This is a genomic window from Streptosporangium album, assembly GCF_014203795.1.
GTDB classification, from domain to species: Bacteria; Actinomycetota; Actinomycetes; order Streptosporangiales; family Streptosporangiaceae; genus Streptosporangium; species Streptosporangium album.
On sequence record NZ_JACHJU010000009.1, the window covers coordinates 1 to 17,260 of the forward strand.

The following is a 17,260-nucleotide window of genomic DNA, read 5'->3' on the forward strand; positions in this document are numbered from 1 at the left end:
GGCCAGACCGTTGTGGAAACGGGCCGAGACGGTCGCCGGATCGGTCCGCTCGCGCAGATCGTCGACGACGGCCCGGACGAGGTCGCCGGCCTGGATCACCAGGAGCTCTCCGGCCTCGCGGAGCCGGACCGGATAGGCGGACTTCTCGGTGGGATCGGCCCGTTGCTCCAGCGCGCTCGCGGCCTGCCCCTCGTAGGTGACGGTGTCCGAGAGCCCCAGGATCGCCGCGACGGCGTCGAACAGCCGCCCGGCGCTGGAGGTGAGAGGGGAGTTGACACCGGACCTGGCCACGGCCAGCACCTCGTCCCAGTCCCGGTGGCGGGAGATCACCGCGAGATCGCCGGGGGGCGCGCCTCCGTAGACCGCGTCCAGGTGGGCGGCGGCCATCCGCCAGGGGTGCCTGATCGCCGCCGTGCCACCGGGCAGCGGCACCGGAGCCAGGCAGCCGGCACGGGTGAAGCCGGTCAGGTCGGCCACGAGCAGCTCGCCGCCCCAGAAGGTGCCGTCGGCGCCGTAGCCGAGGCCGTCGAAGGCCACCCCGATGACGGGGCCGGCCTCCCGGTTGTCCGCCAGGCAGGAGGCGATGTGCGCGTGGTGGTGCTGGACCCCCACCAGGTCGACTCCGTCCATGTCGCGGGCGTACTTGGTGGACAGGTACTCCGGGTGGAGATCATGCGCGACGACCCTCGGCGTGATGCCGAACAGGCGCCGGAAGTGGTCGATCCCCTCGGCGAAGGAGCACAGGGTCTCGTAGTTCTCCAGATCGCCGATGTGGTGGGAGACGAAGGCGCGTTCCCCCTTCGCCAGGCAGAAGGTGTTCTTCAGCTCCGCGCCGCACGCGAGCACGGCCCGCCGTACGGGATGGGGGAGCCGCAGGGGTTCGGGGGCGTATCCGCGTGATCTCCGCAGCGGGAGCCCCTCTCCCCGTGTCGCGAGGACCACCGAGTCGTCGGTACGGACGTGGATCGGGCGGTCGTGGGTGAGGAAGCGGTCGGCGATGCCGGCGAGCCGGGTGAACGCGTCGCGGTCGCGGTAGGCGATGGGTTCGTCGGAGAGGTTCCCGCTGGTGAGCACGTACGGCCCGGTGATCTCCCCGGCGAGCAGGTGGTGCACCGGCGTGTACGGCAGCATGACGCCGAGACGGCGCTCGCCCGGCGACACGGCCTCGGCTATCGGGGCGTCCGGGCGGCGGGGCAGCAGCACGATCGGCCGGCGGGGGCCGGTGAGCAGCCGTTCGGCATCGCCGTCCAGCTCGCACAGCGCGCGCGCGGCGTCGAGGTCGGCGACCATGACGGCGAACGGCCGGTCCTCGCGGTGCTTGCGTGACCGCAGGGTCCGTACGGCCTCCTCGTCACCCGCGTCGACCGCCAGGTGGTAGCCGCCCAGGCCCTTGACCGCCAGGACGCCACCCGAGCGCACCAGCGCGGCCGCGAGCGCGATCGGATCACCGTCACCGTCACCGTCGGTGTCGCCGGGACCGGCCAGCCGCAGCGTCGGGCCGCAGGCCGGGCAGCAGGTCGGCTGGGCGTGGAACCTGCGGTCGTCCGGGTCGAGGTATTCGCGCGTGCACTCCTCGCACATGGCGAACCCGGCCATCGTCGTGGCCGGCCGGTCGTAGGGGACGTCCTGGACGATGGTGAACCTCGGCCCGCAGTTGGTGCAGTTGACGAAGGCGTGGCGGTAGCGGCGGCCGGCCGGATCGAACAGCTCGGCCAGGCAGTCGGCGCAGGTCGCGACATCAGGGGAGATCAGCGCGGCCCGCCCGCCTCCGTCCCTGCTGCCGGTGATGCGGAAGCCGCGGTCTCCGCGTGCGGGCACGGCGGTGGCGGTGACACGGTGGACCACCGCCAGCGGCGGCGCCTGCCCCCGCAGCTCCTCCTCGAAGCGCGCGACGTTCTCCCGCGTGCCCTCGGCCTCGATGAACACGCCCGCCCCGTCGTTGCCCACCCACCCCGACAGCGACAGGCGCCGGGCCAGGGAATGGACATGGGGGCGGAAGCCCACCCCCTGCACGATCCCCTCGACCCGGATCATGATCCGTGTCCGGGGCTCGGTCCGGGCCCGTCCGCTGCTCATGGCCTCATGCTCTCCAGGCCTCCCGGCGGGCCGGTGGTGGACGCGCTTGATTTCGGAGAGAAGGTTACGTCCATGATCAGACCTTTACTCCGGTTTGCAGCTCCTTAGGTGTCGGCTTTGTCGTTACTCATCGTAATCTGGCGACTACCGTAAATAACGGAGTGTCCATATGTCAGTGACATCGACCATGCAACTAGCCGTCGGTGAGGCATTCGATCGGCGTGATCGCGCCGGCCGTGCCCTCGCGGACGACTCCGAGCGCATCGCGCGGGCATGCCACGCCATGGCCGCCCGGTTCCGCCTCGGCGGAAAACTGATCGTCTTCGGCAACGGCGGCGGTGGTGCGGACGCGGCCCACATCGCGGTGGAATTCATGCACCCGGTCATCATGGGCAAAAGGGCGCTGCCCGCACTCGCGCTGAGCAACGACGCCGCGACGGTCACCGGAGTGGGCAACCGCCAAGGGCTCGCCGAGACCTTCGCCCATCAGCTCCACCGTTGGGCGGACCCGGCGGACATGGCGCTGGGCGTCTCCCGCGACGGCCGCTGCGCGAGTGTCCTGCGGGGCCTGGAGATGGCCAAGACACTGGGCCTGTTCACCCTCGCGCTGACCGGCGGCGACGGGGGCCCCGTCGCACTGAGCCCGGCGGTCGACCACGTCCTGATCGCCGCCTCGGACGATCCCGCCGTGGTGAAGGAGATCCACGTGACCACCTACCACGTGCTGTGGGAACTGGTGCACGTGTTCTTCGAGCTGCCCGGCTCGCTCGGCGGCGAGCCGGCGAACGGGGTGACCGCGTGAGCGGGCCCGCGGACTGTTCCGCGGACGCGTGCGTCACCTGCTCCGACGAGGCCATACCGCTGACGGTGATCCGGCTGGTCGAGCCGGGAATGGCAGTGGCCGGCACCGGTGGTGTCGACCAGGAAGTGAGCGTGGCGCTGGTCGACGCGGCCGTGGGCGACGTCGTCCTCGTGCACGCCAAGGAGGCCATCGCGGTGATCGAGAGGGGAGCCGGTGATGAGCACGCTTGAGGAACCGCCCGCCGAGGGGGTGCGGGAGCTGTATCCCTTCCTCTACGAGGGGCGTAACGACATCCAGTCGGTGCTGGCCGAGGCCCGCCGCTCCACCGAGGACAAGGCGGCCGAGATCGTACGGCTGCGCTGGCAGGTGGCCGAGGCGTCGGCCGACGCGCTCATGGAGTGCGCCGGGGAGATGGCGCTGCGGTTCGCCTCGGGCGGGCGGCTGTTCGCCTTCGGCAACGGCGGGAGCAGCACCGACGCACAGGAGGTGGCGACCGCCTTCCTGCATCCGCCCTACGGCCTCTCCCTGCCTGCTCTCTCCCTGACCAGCGACGTCGCCGTGGTCACCGCCCTCTCCAACGACGTGGGATTCGAGGTCGTCTTCGCCCGTCAGCTCGCGGCGCTGGGACGGCACGGTGACATCGCCGTCGGTCTGTCGACGAGCGGGGACTCCTCCAACGTCATCCAGGCCTTCGAGGAGGCGACGCGCCGGGGCATGCTCACCATCGGCCTGGCGGGGGACAAGGGGGGCAGGCTGGCCGAACTCGACCTGATCGACTACCTCTTCGTCATCCCGTCGTCGTCCGTGCACCGGATCCAGGAGGCCCAGACGACGGTCTACCACGTTCTGTGGGAGCTCACCCAGCACGCCCTCGGCGCAGCACAGGTCCACGACCCCGGGTGACCCGCCACCGTCCCCGCGTCATGACCCTCAACGCACAGCTCCCCCGCACCGACAACGATCCATCGCCATCGACGAGGAGTGGGGAGGCGGCATGACAGCGCCGACGGAGACAGCGGGCGGTACGCCGCAGGAGCAGGAAGAACCGGTCGTCCACATTCTCTGGATCAACGGCGGGCTGAGCTGTGACGGCGATTCCGTCGCACTGACCGCGGCCACCCAGCCGAGCATCGAGGAGATCCTGCTGGGCGCCCTTCCAGGGCTGCCCAAGGTCGAGGTGCACTGGCCGCTGCTCGCCTTCGAGTCCGGGCCGGCGCAGGGCGCGGACGTGTTCATCGAGTGGTTCTTCAAGGCCGACCGCGGGGAGCTGGATCCCTTCGTGCTGGTGGTGGAGGGCTCGATCCCGAACGAGGCGATCAAGCAGGAGGGCTACTGGTGCGGGTTCGGCAACAACCCCGATACCGGCCAGCCGATGACCACGAGCGAGTGGCTGGACCGGCTGGCGCCCAAGGCGACGGCGGTGCTGGCGGCCGGCACGTGCGCCACCTACGGCGGGATCCACGCGATGGCCGGCAACCCGACCGGCGCCATGGGGGTGGCCGACTACCTGGGCTGGGACTGGCGGTCGAAGGCCGGGCTGCCGATCGTCAACGTGCCGGGATGCCCGGTCCAGCCGGACAACCTGTCGGAGACGATCCTGTACCTGCTGTACCAGGTCGCCGGGCAGGCACCGATGATCCCGCTGGACGAGGCACTGCGCCCGACGTGGCTGTTCGGCCAGACGGTGCACGAGGGCTGCGACCGGGCCGGCTACTACGAGCAGGGACAGTTCGCCACCGAGTACGGCTCGCCCCAGTGCCTGGTGAAGATCGGCTGCTGGGGGCCGGTGGTCAAGTGCAACGTGCCCAAACGCGGCTGGATGAACGGTATCGGCGGCTGCCCGAACGTGGGCGGCATCTGCATCGCGTGCACGATGCCCGGCTTCCCGGACAAGTTCATGCCGTTCATGGACGAGCCGCCGGGAGCCCGGGTGTCCTCGACGGTCAGCGGCGCCTACGGCAGCGTGATCCGCACCCTGCGCGGCATCACCCTCAGAACGGTCGACAAGGAGCCGAAGTGGCGCAAGAAGGGCCGCGAGCTGCTCACCGGATACAAGGCGTCCTGGAGCTGAGATGAAGACCTCACGGAAATCGAAGCAGGAAGCCCAGAAAGGGCAGCCGCGCGAGCTGGTCGAGATGTCGTGGGATCCCATCACGCGGATCGTCGGCAGCCTGGGCATCTACTGCAAGATCGATTTCAAGAACCGGGAGGTGGCCGAGTGCTACAGCACCTCGTCGATCTTCCGCGGCTACAGCATCTTCATGAAGGGCAAGGACCCGCGCGACGCGCACTTCATCACCAGCCGGATCTGCGGGATCTGCGGCGACAACCACGCCACCTGCTCGGTCTACGCGCAGAACATGGCCTACGGCGCCCGCCCGCCGGCCCTGGGGGAGTGGATCCTCAACTGCGGCGAGGCGGCCGAGTACATGTTCGACCACAACATCTACCAGGAGAACCTGGTGGGGGTCGACTACTGCGAGAAGATGGTCCGCGAGACCAACCCCGGCGTGCTGGCCAAGGCCGAGCGTACCGAGGCCCCGCACGCCGCTGACCACGGTTACAAGACGATCGCCGACATCATGCGCTCGCTGAATCCCCTCGAGGGCGAGTTCTACCGCGAGGCGCTGGCGGTCAGCCGTACCACCAGGGAGATGTTCTGCCTGATGGAGGGGCGGCATGTGCACCCCTCCACGCTGTATCCCGGCGGGGTCGGCACGGTCGCGACGGTGCAGCTGTTCACCGACTACATGACCCGGCTGATGCGCTACATCGAGTTCATGAAGCGCGTCGTGCCGATGCACGACGACCTGTTCGACTTCTTCTACGACGCGCTGCCCGGCTACGAGGAGGTCGGCCGCAGGCGCGTGCTGCTGGGATGCTGGGGCAGCTTCCAGGACCCGCAGCACTGCGACTTCACCTACGAGAACATGAGCGCCTGGGGGCGCGAGATGTTCGTCACCCCCGGCGTGATCGTCGACGGCAGGCTCGTCACCAACGACCTGGTCGACATCAACCTCGGCATCCGGATCCTGCTGGGCAGCTCCTACTACGACGACTGGCAGGGCCAGGAGCCGTTCGTCACCCACGACCCGCTGGGCAACCCGGTCGACATGCGCCACCCGTGGAACCAGCACACCATCCCGCACCCGCAGAAGCGCGACTTCGACGACAAGTACAGCTGGGTGATGTCGCCGCGCTGGTTCGACGGCAAGGACATGCTCGCCCTGGACACCGGCGGCGGGCCGATCGCCCGGCTGTGGTCGACCGCGCTGTCGGGCAAGGTGGACATCGGCTACATCAGGGCGACCGGTCACAGCGTGCAGATCAACCTGCCGAAGACGGCCACCAAGCCGGAGAAGACGTTCGAGTGGAAGATCCCCGAGCGCAACGGCGAGCTGATGTCCAACGCGCTGGAGCGCAACCGGGCCCGCACCTACTTCCAGGCCTACGCGGCGGCGTGCGCGCTGTACTTCGCCGAGCAGGGGCTGGCCGAGGTGCGCGCGGGACGCACCCAGACCTGGACGCCGTTCACGGTCCCGGAGGAGGCGATCAGCTGCGGGTTCACCGAGGCGGTGCGGGGCGTGCTCTCGCACCACATGGTGATCAGGGACGGGAAGATCGCCAACTACCATCCGTACCCCCCGACACCGTGGAACGCCAGCGTCCGCGACGTCAACGGCGTGCCGGGACCGTACGAGGACGCGGTGCAGAACACCCCGATCTTCGAGGAGAACCCGCCGGAGAAGTTCAAGGGCATCGACATCATGCGCGCCGTGCGCAGCTTCGACCCGTGCCTGCCGTGCGGAGTCCACATGTACCTCGGCGACGGCAAGGAACTACGCAAGCTGCACACCCCCCATGCCGCCGGCACCCTGTGACCATCCGGCAGCCGGGGAGCCGACCGCTCCCCGGCCGCCGAGGACGTGAGGAAAGGTAGGTCGGGCACGATGCCGCACGCCCATGACGTCCAGGCGGCCGGGAGCCGCGTCGAGGCGCTGCTCGCCGAGCTCGCCACGCTCAGCGACCCCGTGGCGCGGGCCAAGACCGAGGAGCTCGTCCGGGTGCTGGTCGAGCTCTACGGAGCGGGCCTGGAGCGCGTCGTCGAGATCGTCACCGAGGCCGAGGCGGCGCAGGTGCTCCACAGCCTGGCCGCCGACGACCTCGTCTCGGGCCTGCTCGTCCTGCACGACCTGCACCCGCTGACCACGGCGGAGCGCGTCCACGAGGCACTCGACACCGTGCGGCCTCAGCTCGGCCTGCACGAGGGCGGGGTCGAGCTGCTCGGCGTGGAGGCGGACGGAGTCGTACGGCTGCGCCTCGCGGGCACCTGCCACGGCTGCCCCTCCTCGCAGCTCACCGCCACCCACGCCATCGAAGGCGCCGTGCTGCGGGCCGCGCCGGAGGTGTCCCGGGTGGTCGTCGAGGGAGTGGCCGACGACCGGGCGCCGCTGCTGCAGATCCAGCACCGCCCGCCTCCCGGCCCGTGCCCGCTGCCGGGGACACTGCCGGAGAGGGTCTCATGACGGCCACCGGTCTGCGCCGGTTCCGCGAGCCCCGGCAGGCGGACGTGACGCGGTGCGAGATGTGCGGCGAGCCGCTGGGCGAGGTGCACGGCCACGTGGTGAACATCGAGAGCCGGGCACTCCTGTGCACCTGCCGCCCCTGCCACCTGCTGTTCCCCCACGACGCCGGAGCCCGCTACCGCGCGATGCCGGACCGCTACCTGCACGCCCCGTCGTTCCGGCTGACCGAGACCGACTGGGAGGAGCTGCAGATCCCGGTCCGCACGGCATTCTTCTTCCACAACTCCACCCTCGGCCAGACCGTCGCCCTCTACCCGAGCCCCGCCGGGGCGACCGAGTCACTCCTCCCGCTGGCGACCTGGGAACGCGTCCTGGCGGCCAATCCGGCGCTGGCCGTCGTCCGGCCGGACGTCGAGGCGCTCCTGGTGGACCGCCACCCCGGAGGCGGCTCCGCGTGCTACCTGGTGCCGGTCGCCGCCTGCTACGAGCTCGTCGGCCTGGTACGGCTGCACTGGAAGGGCTTCGACGGCGGGCAGAAGGCGTGGGAGGCCATCGACGGCTTCTTCGCGGAGCTGCGCCGGCGCAGCCACGTCGTCCCGCCCGGGGCCGCCGAAGGAGACGACGATGGCCGATGAGCTCACCTTCACCTGCGTGGGCGCGCGGGCGGAGCCGCACGCGGCCTTCCCCACCCTGGTCTTCCGGCTGCGGATCACCGAACCGTCCCCCAGCGGGCTGCACGCCATCGCGCTGCGGTGCCAGATCCGGGTGGAACCCCATCTGCGGCGCTACGTCCCGGCCGAGGCGGAGCTGCTCGGCGACCTCTTCGGAGATCCCTCGCGCTGGGGCGACACGCTCAAACCCCTGCAGTTCGCCGCCGTCTCCATCACGGTCCCCGCGTTCCGGACGAGCACCGAGATCGACCTGCCCGTGCCCTGCAGCTACGACCTGGAGGTGGCCGCGGGCAAGTATTTCGCCGCGCTCGACGAGGGCGAGGTCCCGCTGCTCATGCTCTTCAGCGGGACGGTGTTCGCCAGGACGTACAACGGTTTCGCCGTGGGACAGGTCCCGTGGCACTGCGAGACCCGCCATGGGCTCCCGGTGACCGTCTGGCGGGAGCTGATGGACCGCTACTTCCCCGGGAGCGGATGGCTGCGGCTGCGCCGGGACACGCTGCGGGCCCTGCACCGCTTCAAGTCCGAGCGCGCCGCGGCCACCTGGGACGAGACCGTGGAACTACTCCTCAAGGAGAACCTGCGATGAGCGTGCCGATGGAGATCGCCCGCAGGGTGGCGGACGCGGTCCTGTACGAGGGCTACCTGCTCTACCCTTACCGGGCCTCGGCGGCCAAGAACCGGGTGCGCTGGCAGTTCGGGGTGCTGGTGCCCCCGGCGTTCACCGCCACCGCCGAACCCTCCGCCAGCGTGACCGAATGCGTCCTCGAACGCGCCGAGGACGCCGTGGTCCGCCTGCGCCTGCGGTTCCTGCACGTCAGGACCCGCAGCGTCGAGCGGGCCGAAGGCGACGACCACCGGCCGGTCGCCGAGCTCCGCAGCGGCGAACGGACCTATCTCACCTTCGACGAGGCGACCGAGCGCGAGGTGGAGGCCGTACTGCCCATCGCGGCCCTGCTCGACGCCGAGCAGACGGTCCAGGTGCGCGTCCCCGGAGACCGGTCGGCCGAACTGATCATCGCGCCGACCGGCCGGCAGGAGGGCCGTGTCGTCTCCGAGCACCTGCCGCTGCGTGCGTCGCTGCGGGCCGTCGCCGAGCGGGTTCCGGGGCCCTACGACCTCGTCAGGCTGCGCGTCCGGGTGGAGAACACCGACGGCTGGGACCAGCCCGACGGGACGCGAGAGCAGGCACTCCGGCGCTCGCTGGTCTCGGCGCACCTGCTCATCGGGGTGACCGGCGGTGCCTTCGTCTCCCTCCTCGACCCGCCGGAGTGGGCCCGGCCGGTCGCCGAGAGCTGCCGCAACGAGCACACCTGGCCGGTGCTCGTCGGCGAGCCCGGCCACCGTGACGTGGTGCTCTCGTCGCCGATCATCCTGTACGACTACCCGGACATCGCCCCGGAGAGCCCGGGCGAGCTGTTCGACTCGACCGAGATCGACGAGATCCTCCACCTGCGCACGCTCACCCTCACCGAGGAGGAGACGCGGGAGGCCCGGGCGACCGACCCCCGGGCGGCCCGGCTCCTCGACATGGTCGGCGACCTGCCGCCCGAGGTGGTCGAGCGGCTCCACGGGGTGATCCGGTATCTGGGCGCCCCCCAGGAGAAGCCACCCGAAACGCCCTGGTGGGATCCGGCGGCCGACGCCGCCGTGTCACCGGAGACCGACAGCGTGATCGTCTCCGGGGTGGCGGTCGCCAAGGGCAGCCGGGTCCGGCTGGTCCCCGGCCGGCGTCGCGCCGACGCCCACGACATGTTCCTGACCGGCAGGACCGCCCGGGTGGAGGCCGTGCTCCTCGACCTCGACGGAGCGCGGCACCTGGCCGTCACCCTCGACGACGACCCCGGCGCGGACCTGCACCGCTCCCACGGGCGTTTTCTCTACTTCGCCCCCGACGAGGTGGAGCCGCTCGGCGACGAGGTGGCCGGATGAGGATCCTCATCGCCGGCGTCGGCAACGTCTTCCTCAGCGACGACGGCTTCGGCGTCACGGTGGCGGGACGGCTGGCGGCCATGGACCTCCCCGACGGGGTCAGGGTCGCCGACTTCGGCATCCGCGGCATCCACCTCGCCTACGAGCTCACCGGCGGCGGCCACGACACCGCGATCATCCTCGACGCCGCGGCGCGCGGCAGCCCGCCCGGCACGCTCTACGTGCTGGAGCCGTCGCCGGGTGAGTGCCCGGGCTCCTTCGTCGACGCCCACGCCATGACACCCGAGTCCGTGCTGGCCCTGGCGGGCACGCTCGGCGGCGGGACCGGCCGGGTCCTGCTCGTCGGCTGCGAGCCCGCCGACCTCTCACCCGGCATGGAGCTGAGCGCGCCGGTCGCGGGCGCGGTCGGGGACGCGGTGGAACTCGTCCTGGAACTGGTCAGGCAACAGCTCGGGCCGGTGTGCGCCGGCGCGGGTCACGAGGAGGAACGGCCATGGTGAAACGTCTGATCGTCGGAGCGCTGTTCGTCGGGGTGGGGGCACTGGTCGTCCAGTCGATCCCCGACATCAGGCGCTACCTGCGGATCAGGAAGATGTGACGGCCCGCAGGGGACCCGCACATCGCAGACGGGCCGTGACACACGGCCCGATATGACCACATGGAACGAGAGGAGTGCAGTCATGCATGAATTCGGGATCGCCGAGGCGATCCTCGACGCGGTCGAGAGACGCGCGGAGGGCCGGCGGGTGGAGCGGGCACGGGTGCAGGCGGGCGCCATGCTCCGCATCACCGAACCCGCGATCAACCAGGCGTTCGCCCTGATCGCGGACGGATCACTGGCCGAAGGGGCCCGGGTCGACCTGGTCATCGTCCCGGTGCAGCTCATCTGCCGGTCCTGCGGCCAGACGGCCCAGTCGGCCGACCCCTTCGCCACCTGTCCCGAGTGCGGTGGCACCGATATCGACACCGAGGGCGGCGACGACCTCGTCCTCGAATCCATCCAGATGACGGAGGCCGCTCATGTGCCTGGGAATCCCCGGCGAGATCGTGGAAATCCTGACGGGCCATCCTGACCTGGCCATGGTCGACGTCAGCGGGGTACGGCGCGCGATCAACATCGGCCTGCTGGAGGAGGAGTCCCTCACCCCCGGTGACTGGATCCTCATCCACGTCGGATTCGCCCTGTCGAAGATCGACGAGGTGGAGGCCAGGGCCGCGCTCGACTTCCTCGAAAGCATCGGCCCGGCCTACGAGGAAGAGATCGCGGCCTTCCGAGAATCCATGATCGAAAAGGGGTGAGATCCGATGCGCTTCGTCGATGAGTATCGGGACGCCGGGAAGGCGCAGACGCTGGCCGCGCAGATCGCCGCGCTGTGCGAGCCCGGTCGCGCCTACAAGTTCATGGAGGTGTGCGGCGGGCACACCCACACGATCTACAAGCACGGGCTGGAGGACTACCTGCCCGAGGCCGTCACACTCGTGCACGGCCCGGGCTGCCCCGTCTGCGTCATCCCGATGGGACGGGTGGACGACGCCATCCACATCGCCGAGCAGCCAGACGTGATCATGACGTCGTTCGGCGACATGATGCGCGTGCCCGGCGGGAACGGGTCCTTCCTCGACGCCAAGGCGCGAGGCGCCGACATCCGCATGGTCTACTCCCCGCTGGACGCCCTGAAGATCGCGCGGAGCAACCCGGACCGGCGCGTCGTCTTCATGGCGATCGGCTTCGAGACCACCGCGCCGTCGACGGCGATGACCGTCCTGCGCGCGCAGGCCGAGGGGATCGAGAACTTCTCGATCTTCTGCAACCACGTGACGATCATCCCCGCGATCAAGGCGATCCTGGACTCTCCGGACCTGCGCCTGGACGGCTTCGTCGGGCCGGGCCACGTCTCGGCCGTCATCGGCTGCCGGCCGTACGGGTTCATCGCCCGTGACTACGGAAAGCCCCTGGTGGTGGCCGGGTTCGAGCCGCTCGACGTGCTCCACACGGTCTACCGGATCCTGGTGCAACTGGCCGAGGGCCGGGTGGAGGTGGAGAACCAGTACACCCGGGTGGTGCCGTGGGAGGGCAACCCGAAGGCCCTCGGCGTCATCAACGAGGTGATGGAGCTGCGGCCGTACTTCGAATGGCGGGGACTGGGGTTCATCTCGCAGTCGGCGCTCAGGATGGGGGAGCGCTACGCCGCCTTCGACGCCGAGCGGATCTTCCAGATCCCCGGCGGGCGGGTGGCCGACCCCAAGGCCTGCCAGTGCGGCGAGGTGCTCAAGGGCGTGCTCAAACCCTGGGAGTGCAAGGTGTTCGGCACCGCCTGCACCCCGGAGACCCCGATCGGCACCTGCATGGTGTCGTCGGAGGGCGCGTGCGCGGCGTACTACAACTTCGGCCGCTTCTCCCGCGAGCGCGTCAAGGAGGCGACCCACAGGTGAACACCGAGGAAGGCGCCACCCTCCGGGTGGAGATCCCAGGCCGCCGGAGCGGTCGTCCGGACGGTGAGGCAGGGGAGGCGGACGGGAGCCCCCCGAGCCGCGAGAGCGGCCTCACCGGCTCCGATCCGGGAAACGCGGCGGTGGGACCGAGCCGCGAGCAGCAGGTCCTGCGGCGGATCGAGCGGGTGCGCCGCCGCAGGCCCCGCGTGCGGGAGGACCGCATCACCCTCGCGCACGGCGCCGGCGGCAAGGCCACCCACACCCTGATCGACGCGGTGTTCCTGGAGTCCTTCCGCAACCCGCTGCTGGAACCCCTGGAGGACGGCGCGGTCGTCGACGGGCTCGCCTTCACCACCGACTCCTACGTGGTGACGCCGCTGTTCTTCCCGGGCGGCGACATCGGCGACCTGGCCGTCAACGGCACCGTCAACGACCTGGCGATGTGCGGGGCACGCCCCCGGTACCTGTCGGCCGGTTTCATCATCGAGGAGGGCTTCCCCGTCGCCGACCTGCGACGGGTCACCGCCTCGATGGCGGCGGCGGCGCGGGCCGCGGACGTGTGGATCGTCACCGGCGACACCAAGGTCGTGGAGAACGGCAAGGCCGACGGCTGCTACATCACCACCTCGGGCATCGGGACGATGGACCGGCCGGTCCGGCTGAGCGCCGCCGCCGCCCGGCCCGGCGACGCGGTCATCGTCTCCGGCCCGATCGGCGAGCACGGCATCACCGTCATGCTCGCCCGGGGAGAGCTCGACATCCAGGCCGACCTCGTCTCCGACACCGCGCCCCTGCACGAGCTGACCGGCCGGCTGCTGGACGCCTGCGGCGACGGGCAGGTGCGCTGCCTGCGCGACGCCACCCGCGGCGGGGTGGCGACGGTCGTCAACGAGATCGCCGAGGCCTCCAAGGTCGCGGTCGTCCTGGAGGAGGACGCCATCCCGGTGCGCCCCGCCGTACGCGGGGCGTGCGAGCTGCTGGGGATCGACCCGCTCTACGTCGCCTGCGAGGGCCGGATGGTCACGGTGGTGGACCAGCGCTCCACCGGGGCCGCGCTGGCCGCCCTGCGCTCCCATCCGCTCGGCTCCGCCGCCGCCGTCATCGGGCGGATCAACGACGACCCGCCCGGACTGGTCCTGCTGAGGACCTCCTTCGGCGGCACCCGCATCGTCGACCTGCTGGTCGGCGACCCCCTGCCCAGAATCTGCTGAGAACGACATCCGACGGGAGCGCCGGGCGATGAAAGAACCAAGCTGATCAGACGACGTGGGCCAGGCGAGCGAAGAGGCGGTCCGAGGCGCCGCCGCACCGGCCGGACGCGATGGGCGCGGGTCAGCCGAGCAGCCCGGTGATGATCCGGTCCAGTGCCATCAGGTCGGCATCGCCGAGCTCCAGCAGCGGAGGGGGCGGCTCGCCCAGAATCGCCTCGGCGAGCTCGGCCGCCCTCGCTCCGTCGGCGGTCACGGTTACGATCTTCTGGCGACGGTCGTCCGGGTGGACGTCGCGCACGACCATGCCTCGCCGTACGAGATCGTCGACGACGATCGTGGTGTAGGGCGCGTCCGTGGCCAGTTCGGCGGCCAACTGCCGCATCGTCAGCGGGGTCGAGGCCAGCCGGCGCAGTGCCTTGGCCCGGATGAAACTCATGTCGAGTGCGGCGCAGACCTCTTTGCGCCTGTCGTGGCGGTCGAGGACCAGCGCGCGCATGCCGTGCCACACACGGGCGGCTACCTGGGGATCATGGCTCATATCGCGACGGGAATCCTCGTGTCCTCGGCGGTGAGGCGCGCCGCGGTCCTGTCCGCGGTGCCCTTCGCCCATCTGCCCGTGGTGATGATACCCAGCAGCAGCACGACGGTCCCGTACCCGACGGTGATCCACCAGGCGGGACGGCTGGCTCCGGTGAATCCGTCGTGCAGCGATCCGGCCGCGCTCCACGCGAGCGCCGCCCCGGCGACGGCGACGCCCAGGGACTGGCCGATCTGCCGGCTCGTCGAGGCGACCGCCGCCGCGACCCCGGCCTGTGCGCGCGGCATGCCGGAGACCGCGGTGTTGGTAATGGGAGCGTTGACCATGGCGAGTCCGAGGCCGAAGACGGTGTAGCTCGCGAGCAGCCAGGGCAGGGGCGTGTCAGGGGTGATCCTGGTGAGCATGAGCCCGCTCGCAGTGATCGCGATTCCTGCCATGACCAACGAGGGCCGGGGCCCGCGATCGCCCACCAGCCGTCCCGACAGCGGGGCGAACACCAGGGTCATCGCCGCGATCGGCAGCGTGCACAGGCCCGCGTGCAGCGGCGACATGCCCCGCACGTCCTGGAGGTACAGGGTGTTGAGGAAGAGGAACCCGCCGAGCCCCGCGAACGCGCTGATCGCGATGATCGCGGCTCCCGAGAACGGTGCGCTGCGGAAGAAACGCAGGTCGATCAGCGGATCCCGGCGGCGGGGCTCGTACAGGAGCAGGCCGATCAGCGCGGCGACGGCGGCGGCCGAGAACCCGACGATCACCGGTGACCCCCAGCCCTTGCTCGGCGCCTCGATGATCGCGTATGTGAGGGAGGCCAGCATGACGATGACCAGCACCTGGCCCACGGGGTCGACGCGGCGGGGGCGCGGTGCCCGGGATTCGGGGACGAACAGGGCGGTGAGCAGCAATGCGGCCAGGGCGACCGGCACGTTGATCCAGAAGATCGCCCGCCAGCCGACGGAGTCGACCAGCGTCCCGCCGACGACGGGGCCGAGAGCCATGCTGATCCCGATCACGCCTCCCCACACACCGATCGCGCGGGCCCGCTCGCGGGGGTCGGTGAAGGTGTTCGTGATGATCGACATGGCCACGGGGTTGAGCATCGAGCCGCCGATCGCCTGCAGGATCCGGAAGGCCACCAGCCAGCCCAGGGTCGGCGCCAGACCGCAGAGCAGGGAACCGGCCGCGAACGCGACGAGGCCGATCTGGAAGGTGCGGCGACGCCCGATGCGGTCCCCCGTCGAGCCGGACAGCATCAGAAGGCTCGCCAGCACGAGGGTGTAGGCGTCGATCGTCCACTGCAGGCCTGAGAGAGGCGCGTGCAGGTCACGCTCCAGTGCTGGGAGGGCGACGTTCACGATCGTGTTGTCGAGCCCGACGATGAGCAGGCTCATGCAGCAGATCAGCAGGACGAGCATGCGCCTGCGGTGGCTCAGCTCGGTCACGTCTCCCCCGGAAGGTTGTAGGAACACAACGGTTATAACCGTACAACTGATGCGCCCACGGCCCGGCCTCACGGTCGCCTTTACGGCTTCTTGCGCCATGAAGTGATTTACCGGCAGCCCGCCGCCGGGATGGACCGAGCCGCCCACCAGGTACAGCCCGTGCCGCGGGCCCCGGTTGCCGGGCCGGGCGAAGCCGAGCACGAACGTGGAGATCAGCCGCTCGACCCGGGCCACCTCGGCGTCGGGAACGCCCGCGTCCAAGGAGCGCCTCCTTGCTGGAGATGTGCGGTTGAACTCCTCCCCGGCCTGGAGGCCGGAGACTCTCCCGTCGCGTCGCGGTTAAGCGGCGCGCGGGGGTTGACGCTTCACCGACCGGGTAACCCCGAGGTCTCCACGCCCTGACACCGGCATTCCGACGGCGTTCTTGATATTGATCGCGGCATTGGTATCGGCATGGCCGACCCAACCGCACGCGGGGTTGGTACAAGCGAACACGGTTCTGTTGCGGCCGGCCGCATCACGGTGACCGCATCGGTGACACGTCTGTGAGGTGCCCGGGGCGGGAACCTTGACGACCTGTCCGCCCCGGTCGGCACTCTTGTATTCGAGCAGGGTGACGGTCCGGCCCCACGCCTCGCCGCTGATCGACCGGTTCAGCCCCGCCTTTTGGGCGACGTTCCTGCCCGGGGCTTCGATCGTGCCCTTGGCGGATTTGACCATGTTGAGAATGGAGAGTTTCTCCACCTTGATCACAGCGAACGTGTCGGCGAGTTCGGTGGTGGTCCGGTGCCGCCAGTCGACGGCTCGGCGCTTGGCTCTCGCGCGCAGCCGGGCGATCTGATCGTAGGTGCGCTGCTCCCGCCCCGAGGGGCGGGTCCTCTTCGGCCGGGCCGCACGCCGGCGAGCCGACGTCTTCTCCAGCCGGCGCAGGTGTTCTTTCTCCCCAGGCGTGAGCCAGGGGGCGTGCTCACGCATCGTGCCGTCCGACAGGGCCGGCGCGACGGTGACCCCCCGGTCGATCCCCACCGTGTGGCCCGGGTGCACGGTAGGGACCGGCGCGAGCAGGGTTTGGGTGCGAAACACCACCTGCCGGCCGTGGGCATCCTTGACCAGCCGCGCTCCCGTGATCCGTCCGGCAGCACCGCCCCTGGTGAGGCCGGGCAGGTCCTTGGTCCAGCGAAACCGCACCCGCCCGACCTTGGGGAGATTGATCGCGCCCCAGCGCCGGTTGACCCGCTTGATCTGCAGATCGCGGGCTTGGGGGACGTCCACGGCCAACCGGGTCCGCACCCGGCCCTTGAACGTGGGCCGGTGGGCGGGGTGGTCGGGGTTGAAGAAATTCGCCCACGCCTGCCGATACGTTTTCAGCACCGCTTGCGCCGCCTGGGCGGGCAGTTGTCCCATCCAGTCGATCTCGCGGCGGGCTGTCCGGATCGCCTCGTCGCAGTCCTTCAACGTAGCGAACCGGCCTTGGCGGAAGGTGAAGTACTCATGCAGCAGGTTCCACAGCGCGCGGGCGGTGTGCGCCTGGCCGTCCAGCACAGCCACCTGGTCTGCGCCGAGGTCGAGTCGCGCCACGTGCGCACGAGCCCGCTTCACCAACTCCACACCGTGATCGTATCGTCTGGTTTA

General features: G+C 70.4%; 19 protein-coding genes. 15 read left to right on the forward strand and 4 right to left on the reverse strand.

Features of this window, described 5'->3' with window-relative positions:
• On the reverse strand, positions 1 to 2,076 hold a 2,076-nt coding region (gene hypF / locus FHR32_RS42155), incomplete at its 3' end, for a carbamoyltransferase HypF (protein WP_184760176.1).
• A gap of 169 nt (positions 2,077 to 2,245) precedes the next feature.
• Here hypF and FHR32_RS42160 point away from each other — a divergent pair.
• The 15 genes from FHR32_RS42160 to hypE all read left to right on the forward strand — a co-directional run bounded on the left by FHR32_RS42160 (position 2,246) and on the right by hypE (position 13,651).
• The gene (locus tag FHR32_RS42160) at positions 2,246 to 2,878 is read left to right on the forward strand and encodes a D-sedoheptulose-7-phosphate isomerase (RefSeq protein ID WP_184760177.1); all 633 of its coding nucleotides are present in this window, start codon (positions 2,246 to 2,248) and stop codon (positions 2,876 to 2,878) included.
• Entirely contained in the window at positions 2,875 to 3,108 is a 234-nt protein-coding gene (locus FHR32_RS42165) for a HypC/HybG/HupF family hydrogenase formation chaperone (protein WP_184760178.1), read from the forward strand. Before FHR32_RS42160 ends, FHR32_RS42165 begins: the two co-directional genes overlap by 4 nt.
• A complete protein-coding gene (locus FHR32_RS42170; RefSeq protein ID WP_184760179.1) occupies positions 3,095 to 3,781 on the forward strand; it encodes a D-sedoheptulose-7-phosphate isomerase in 687 nt (228 codons plus the stop codon). The genes FHR32_RS42165 and FHR32_RS42170 overlap by 14 nt, the downstream gene beginning before the upstream one ends.
• Before the next feature lie 91 nt (positions 3,782 to 3,872).
• A complete protein-coding gene (locus FHR32_RS42175) occupies positions 3,873 to 4,949 on the forward strand; it encodes an NADH-quinone oxidoreductase subunit B family protein (RefSeq protein ID WP_184760180.1) in 1,077 nt (358 codons plus the stop codon).
• Between the two features lies 1 nt (position 4,950).
• Positions 4,951 to 6,759, forward strand: coding sequence for a nickel-dependent hydrogenase large subunit (locus tag FHR32_RS42180; protein WP_184760181.1), 1,809 nt, complete (start codon positions 4,951 to 4,953; stop codon positions 6,757 to 6,759).
• Positions 6,760 to 6,804: 45 nt separating this feature from the next.
• Entirely contained in the window at positions 6,805 to 7,404 is a 600-nt protein-coding gene (locus FHR32_RS42185) for a NifU family protein (RefSeq protein ID WP_312882952.1), read from the forward strand.
• On the forward strand, positions 7,401 to 8,039 hold the full coding sequence (locus tag FHR32_RS42190) for a DUF5947 family protein (RefSeq protein WP_184760182.1): 639 nt from the start codon (positions 7,401 to 7,403) through the stop codon (positions 8,037 to 8,039). Before FHR32_RS42185 ends, FHR32_RS42190 begins: the two co-directional genes overlap by 4 nt.
• Positions 8,029 to 8,664, forward strand: coding sequence for a DUF6084 family protein (locus tag FHR32_RS42195; RefSeq protein WP_184760183.1), 636 nt, complete (start codon positions 8,029 to 8,031; stop codon positions 8,662 to 8,664). The genes FHR32_RS42190 and FHR32_RS42195 overlap by 11 nt, the downstream gene beginning before the upstream one ends.
• A complete protein-coding gene (locus tag FHR32_RS42200; RefSeq protein ID WP_184760184.1) occupies positions 8,661 to 10,007 on the forward strand; it encodes a hypothetical protein in 1,347 nt (448 codons plus the stop codon). Before FHR32_RS42195 ends, FHR32_RS42200 begins: the two co-directional genes overlap by 4 nt.
• Positions 10,004 to 10,507, forward strand: a complete 504-nt coding sequence (locus tag FHR32_RS42205) for a hydrogenase maturation protease (RefSeq protein WP_184760185.1) — start codon at positions 10,004 to 10,006, stop codon at positions 10,505 to 10,507. The genes FHR32_RS42200 and FHR32_RS42205 overlap by 4 nt, the downstream gene beginning before the upstream one ends.
• Positions 10,501 to 10,605, forward strand: coding sequence for a DUF6893 family small protein (locus FHR32_RS47615; protein WP_376773464.1), 105 nt, complete (start codon positions 10,501 to 10,503; stop codon positions 10,603 to 10,605). The genes FHR32_RS42205 and FHR32_RS47615 overlap by 7 nt, the downstream gene beginning before the upstream one ends.
• An 82-nt stretch (positions 10,606 to 10,687) precedes the next feature.
• Positions 10,688 to 11,080, forward strand: a complete 393-nt coding sequence (locus tag FHR32_RS42210; protein ID WP_184760186.1) for a hydrogenase maturation nickel metallochaperone HypA/HybF — start codon at positions 10,688 to 10,690, stop codon at positions 11,078 to 11,080.
• A complete protein-coding gene (locus FHR32_RS42215) occupies positions 11,055 to 11,306 on the forward strand; it encodes a HypC/HybG/HupF family hydrogenase formation chaperone (RefSeq protein ID WP_312882953.1) in 252 nt (83 codons plus the stop codon). The genes FHR32_RS42210 and FHR32_RS42215 overlap by 26 nt, the downstream gene beginning before the upstream one ends.
• A 6-nt stretch (positions 11,307 to 11,312) precedes the next feature.
• Entirely contained in the window at positions 11,313 to 12,440 is a 1,128-nt protein-coding gene (gene hypD, locus FHR32_RS42220; RefSeq protein ID WP_184760188.1) for a hydrogenase formation protein HypD, read from the forward strand.
• Positions 12,437 to 13,651: a hydrogenase expression/formation protein HypE gene (gene hypE / locus FHR32_RS42225; protein WP_312882954.1), complete on the forward strand. Its 1,215-nt coding sequence runs from the start codon at positions 12,437 to 12,439 to the stop codon at positions 13,649 to 13,651. The genes hypD and hypE overlap by 4 nt, the downstream gene beginning before the upstream one ends.
• A 121-nt stretch (positions 13,652 to 13,772) precedes the next feature.
• Here the strand turns inward: hypE and FHR32_RS42230 are convergent, their stop codons facing one another.
• From FHR32_RS42230 to FHR32_RS42240, 3 genes are all read right to left on the reverse strand, one after another.
• Positions 13,773 to 14,189 (reverse strand): MarR family winged helix-turn-helix transcriptional regulator, encoded by a 417-nt coding sequence (locus FHR32_RS42230; RefSeq protein ID WP_184760189.1) that lies wholly within the window; start codon positions 14,187 to 14,189, stop codon positions 13,773 to 13,775.
• Positions 14,186 to 15,889 (reverse strand): MFS transporter, encoded by a 1,704-nt coding sequence (locus FHR32_RS42235; RefSeq protein ID WP_246468773.1) that lies wholly within the window; start codon positions 15,887 to 15,889, stop codon positions 14,186 to 14,188. Before FHR32_RS42235 ends, FHR32_RS42230 begins: the two co-directional genes overlap by 4 nt.
• 78 nt (positions 15,890 to 15,967) lie before the next feature.
• Positions 15,968 to 17,236, reverse strand: a complete 1,269-nt coding sequence (locus tag FHR32_RS42240; protein ID WP_312882955.1) for an RNA-guided endonuclease InsQ/TnpB family protein — start codon at positions 17,234 to 17,236, stop codon at positions 15,968 to 15,970.
• Positions 17,237 to 17,260 lie beyond the last annotated feature (24 nt).

Coding starts and splice junctions, on each gene's coding strand:
- FHR32_RS42205 (WP_184760185.1), top strand. CDS start 10,004: ATGAGGATCCTCATCGCCGGCGTCGGCAACGTCTTCCTCAGCGACGAC.
- FHR32_RS42180 (WP_184760181.1), top strand. CDS start 4,951: ATGAAGACCTCACGGAAATCGAAGCAGGAAGCCCAGAAAGGGCAGCCG.
- FHR32_RS42175 (WP_184760180.1), top strand. CDS start 3,873: ATGACAGCGCCGACGGAGACAGCGGGCGGTACGCCGCAGGAGCAGGAA.
- FHR32_RS42200 (WP_184760184.1), top strand. CDS start 8,661: ATGAGCGTGCCGATGGAGATCGCCCGCAGGGTGGCGGACGCGGTCCTG.
- FHR32_RS42210 (WP_184760186.1), top strand. CDS start 10,688: ATGCATGAATTCGGGATCGCCGAGGCGATCCTCGACGCGGTCGAGAGA.
- FHR32_RS47615 (WP_376773464.1), top strand. CDS start 10,501: ATGGTGAAACGTCTGATCGTCGGAGCGCTGTTCGTCGGGGTGGGGGCA.
- hypD (WP_184760188.1), top strand. CDS start 11,313: ATGCGCTTCGTCGATGAGTATCGGGACGCCGGGAAGGCGCAGACGCTG.
- FHR32_RS42170 (WP_184760179.1), top strand. CDS start 3,095: ATGAGCACGCTTGAGGAACCGCCCGCCGAGGGGGTGCGGGAGCTGTAT.
- FHR32_RS42190 (WP_184760182.1), top strand. CDS start 7,401: ATGACGGCCACCGGTCTGCGCCGGTTCCGCGAGCCCCGGCAGGCGGAC.
- FHR32_RS42230 (WP_184760189.1), bottom strand. CDS start 14,189: ATGAGCCATGATCCCCAGGTAGCCGCCCGTGTGTGGCACGGCATGCGC.
- FHR32_RS42160 (WP_184760177.1), top strand. CDS start 2,246: ATGTCAGTGACATCGACCATGCAACTAGCCGTCGGTGAGGCATTCGAT.
- FHR32_RS42195 (WP_184760183.1), top strand. CDS start 8,029: ATGGCCGATGAGCTCACCTTCACCTGCGTGGGCGCGCGGGCGGAGCCG.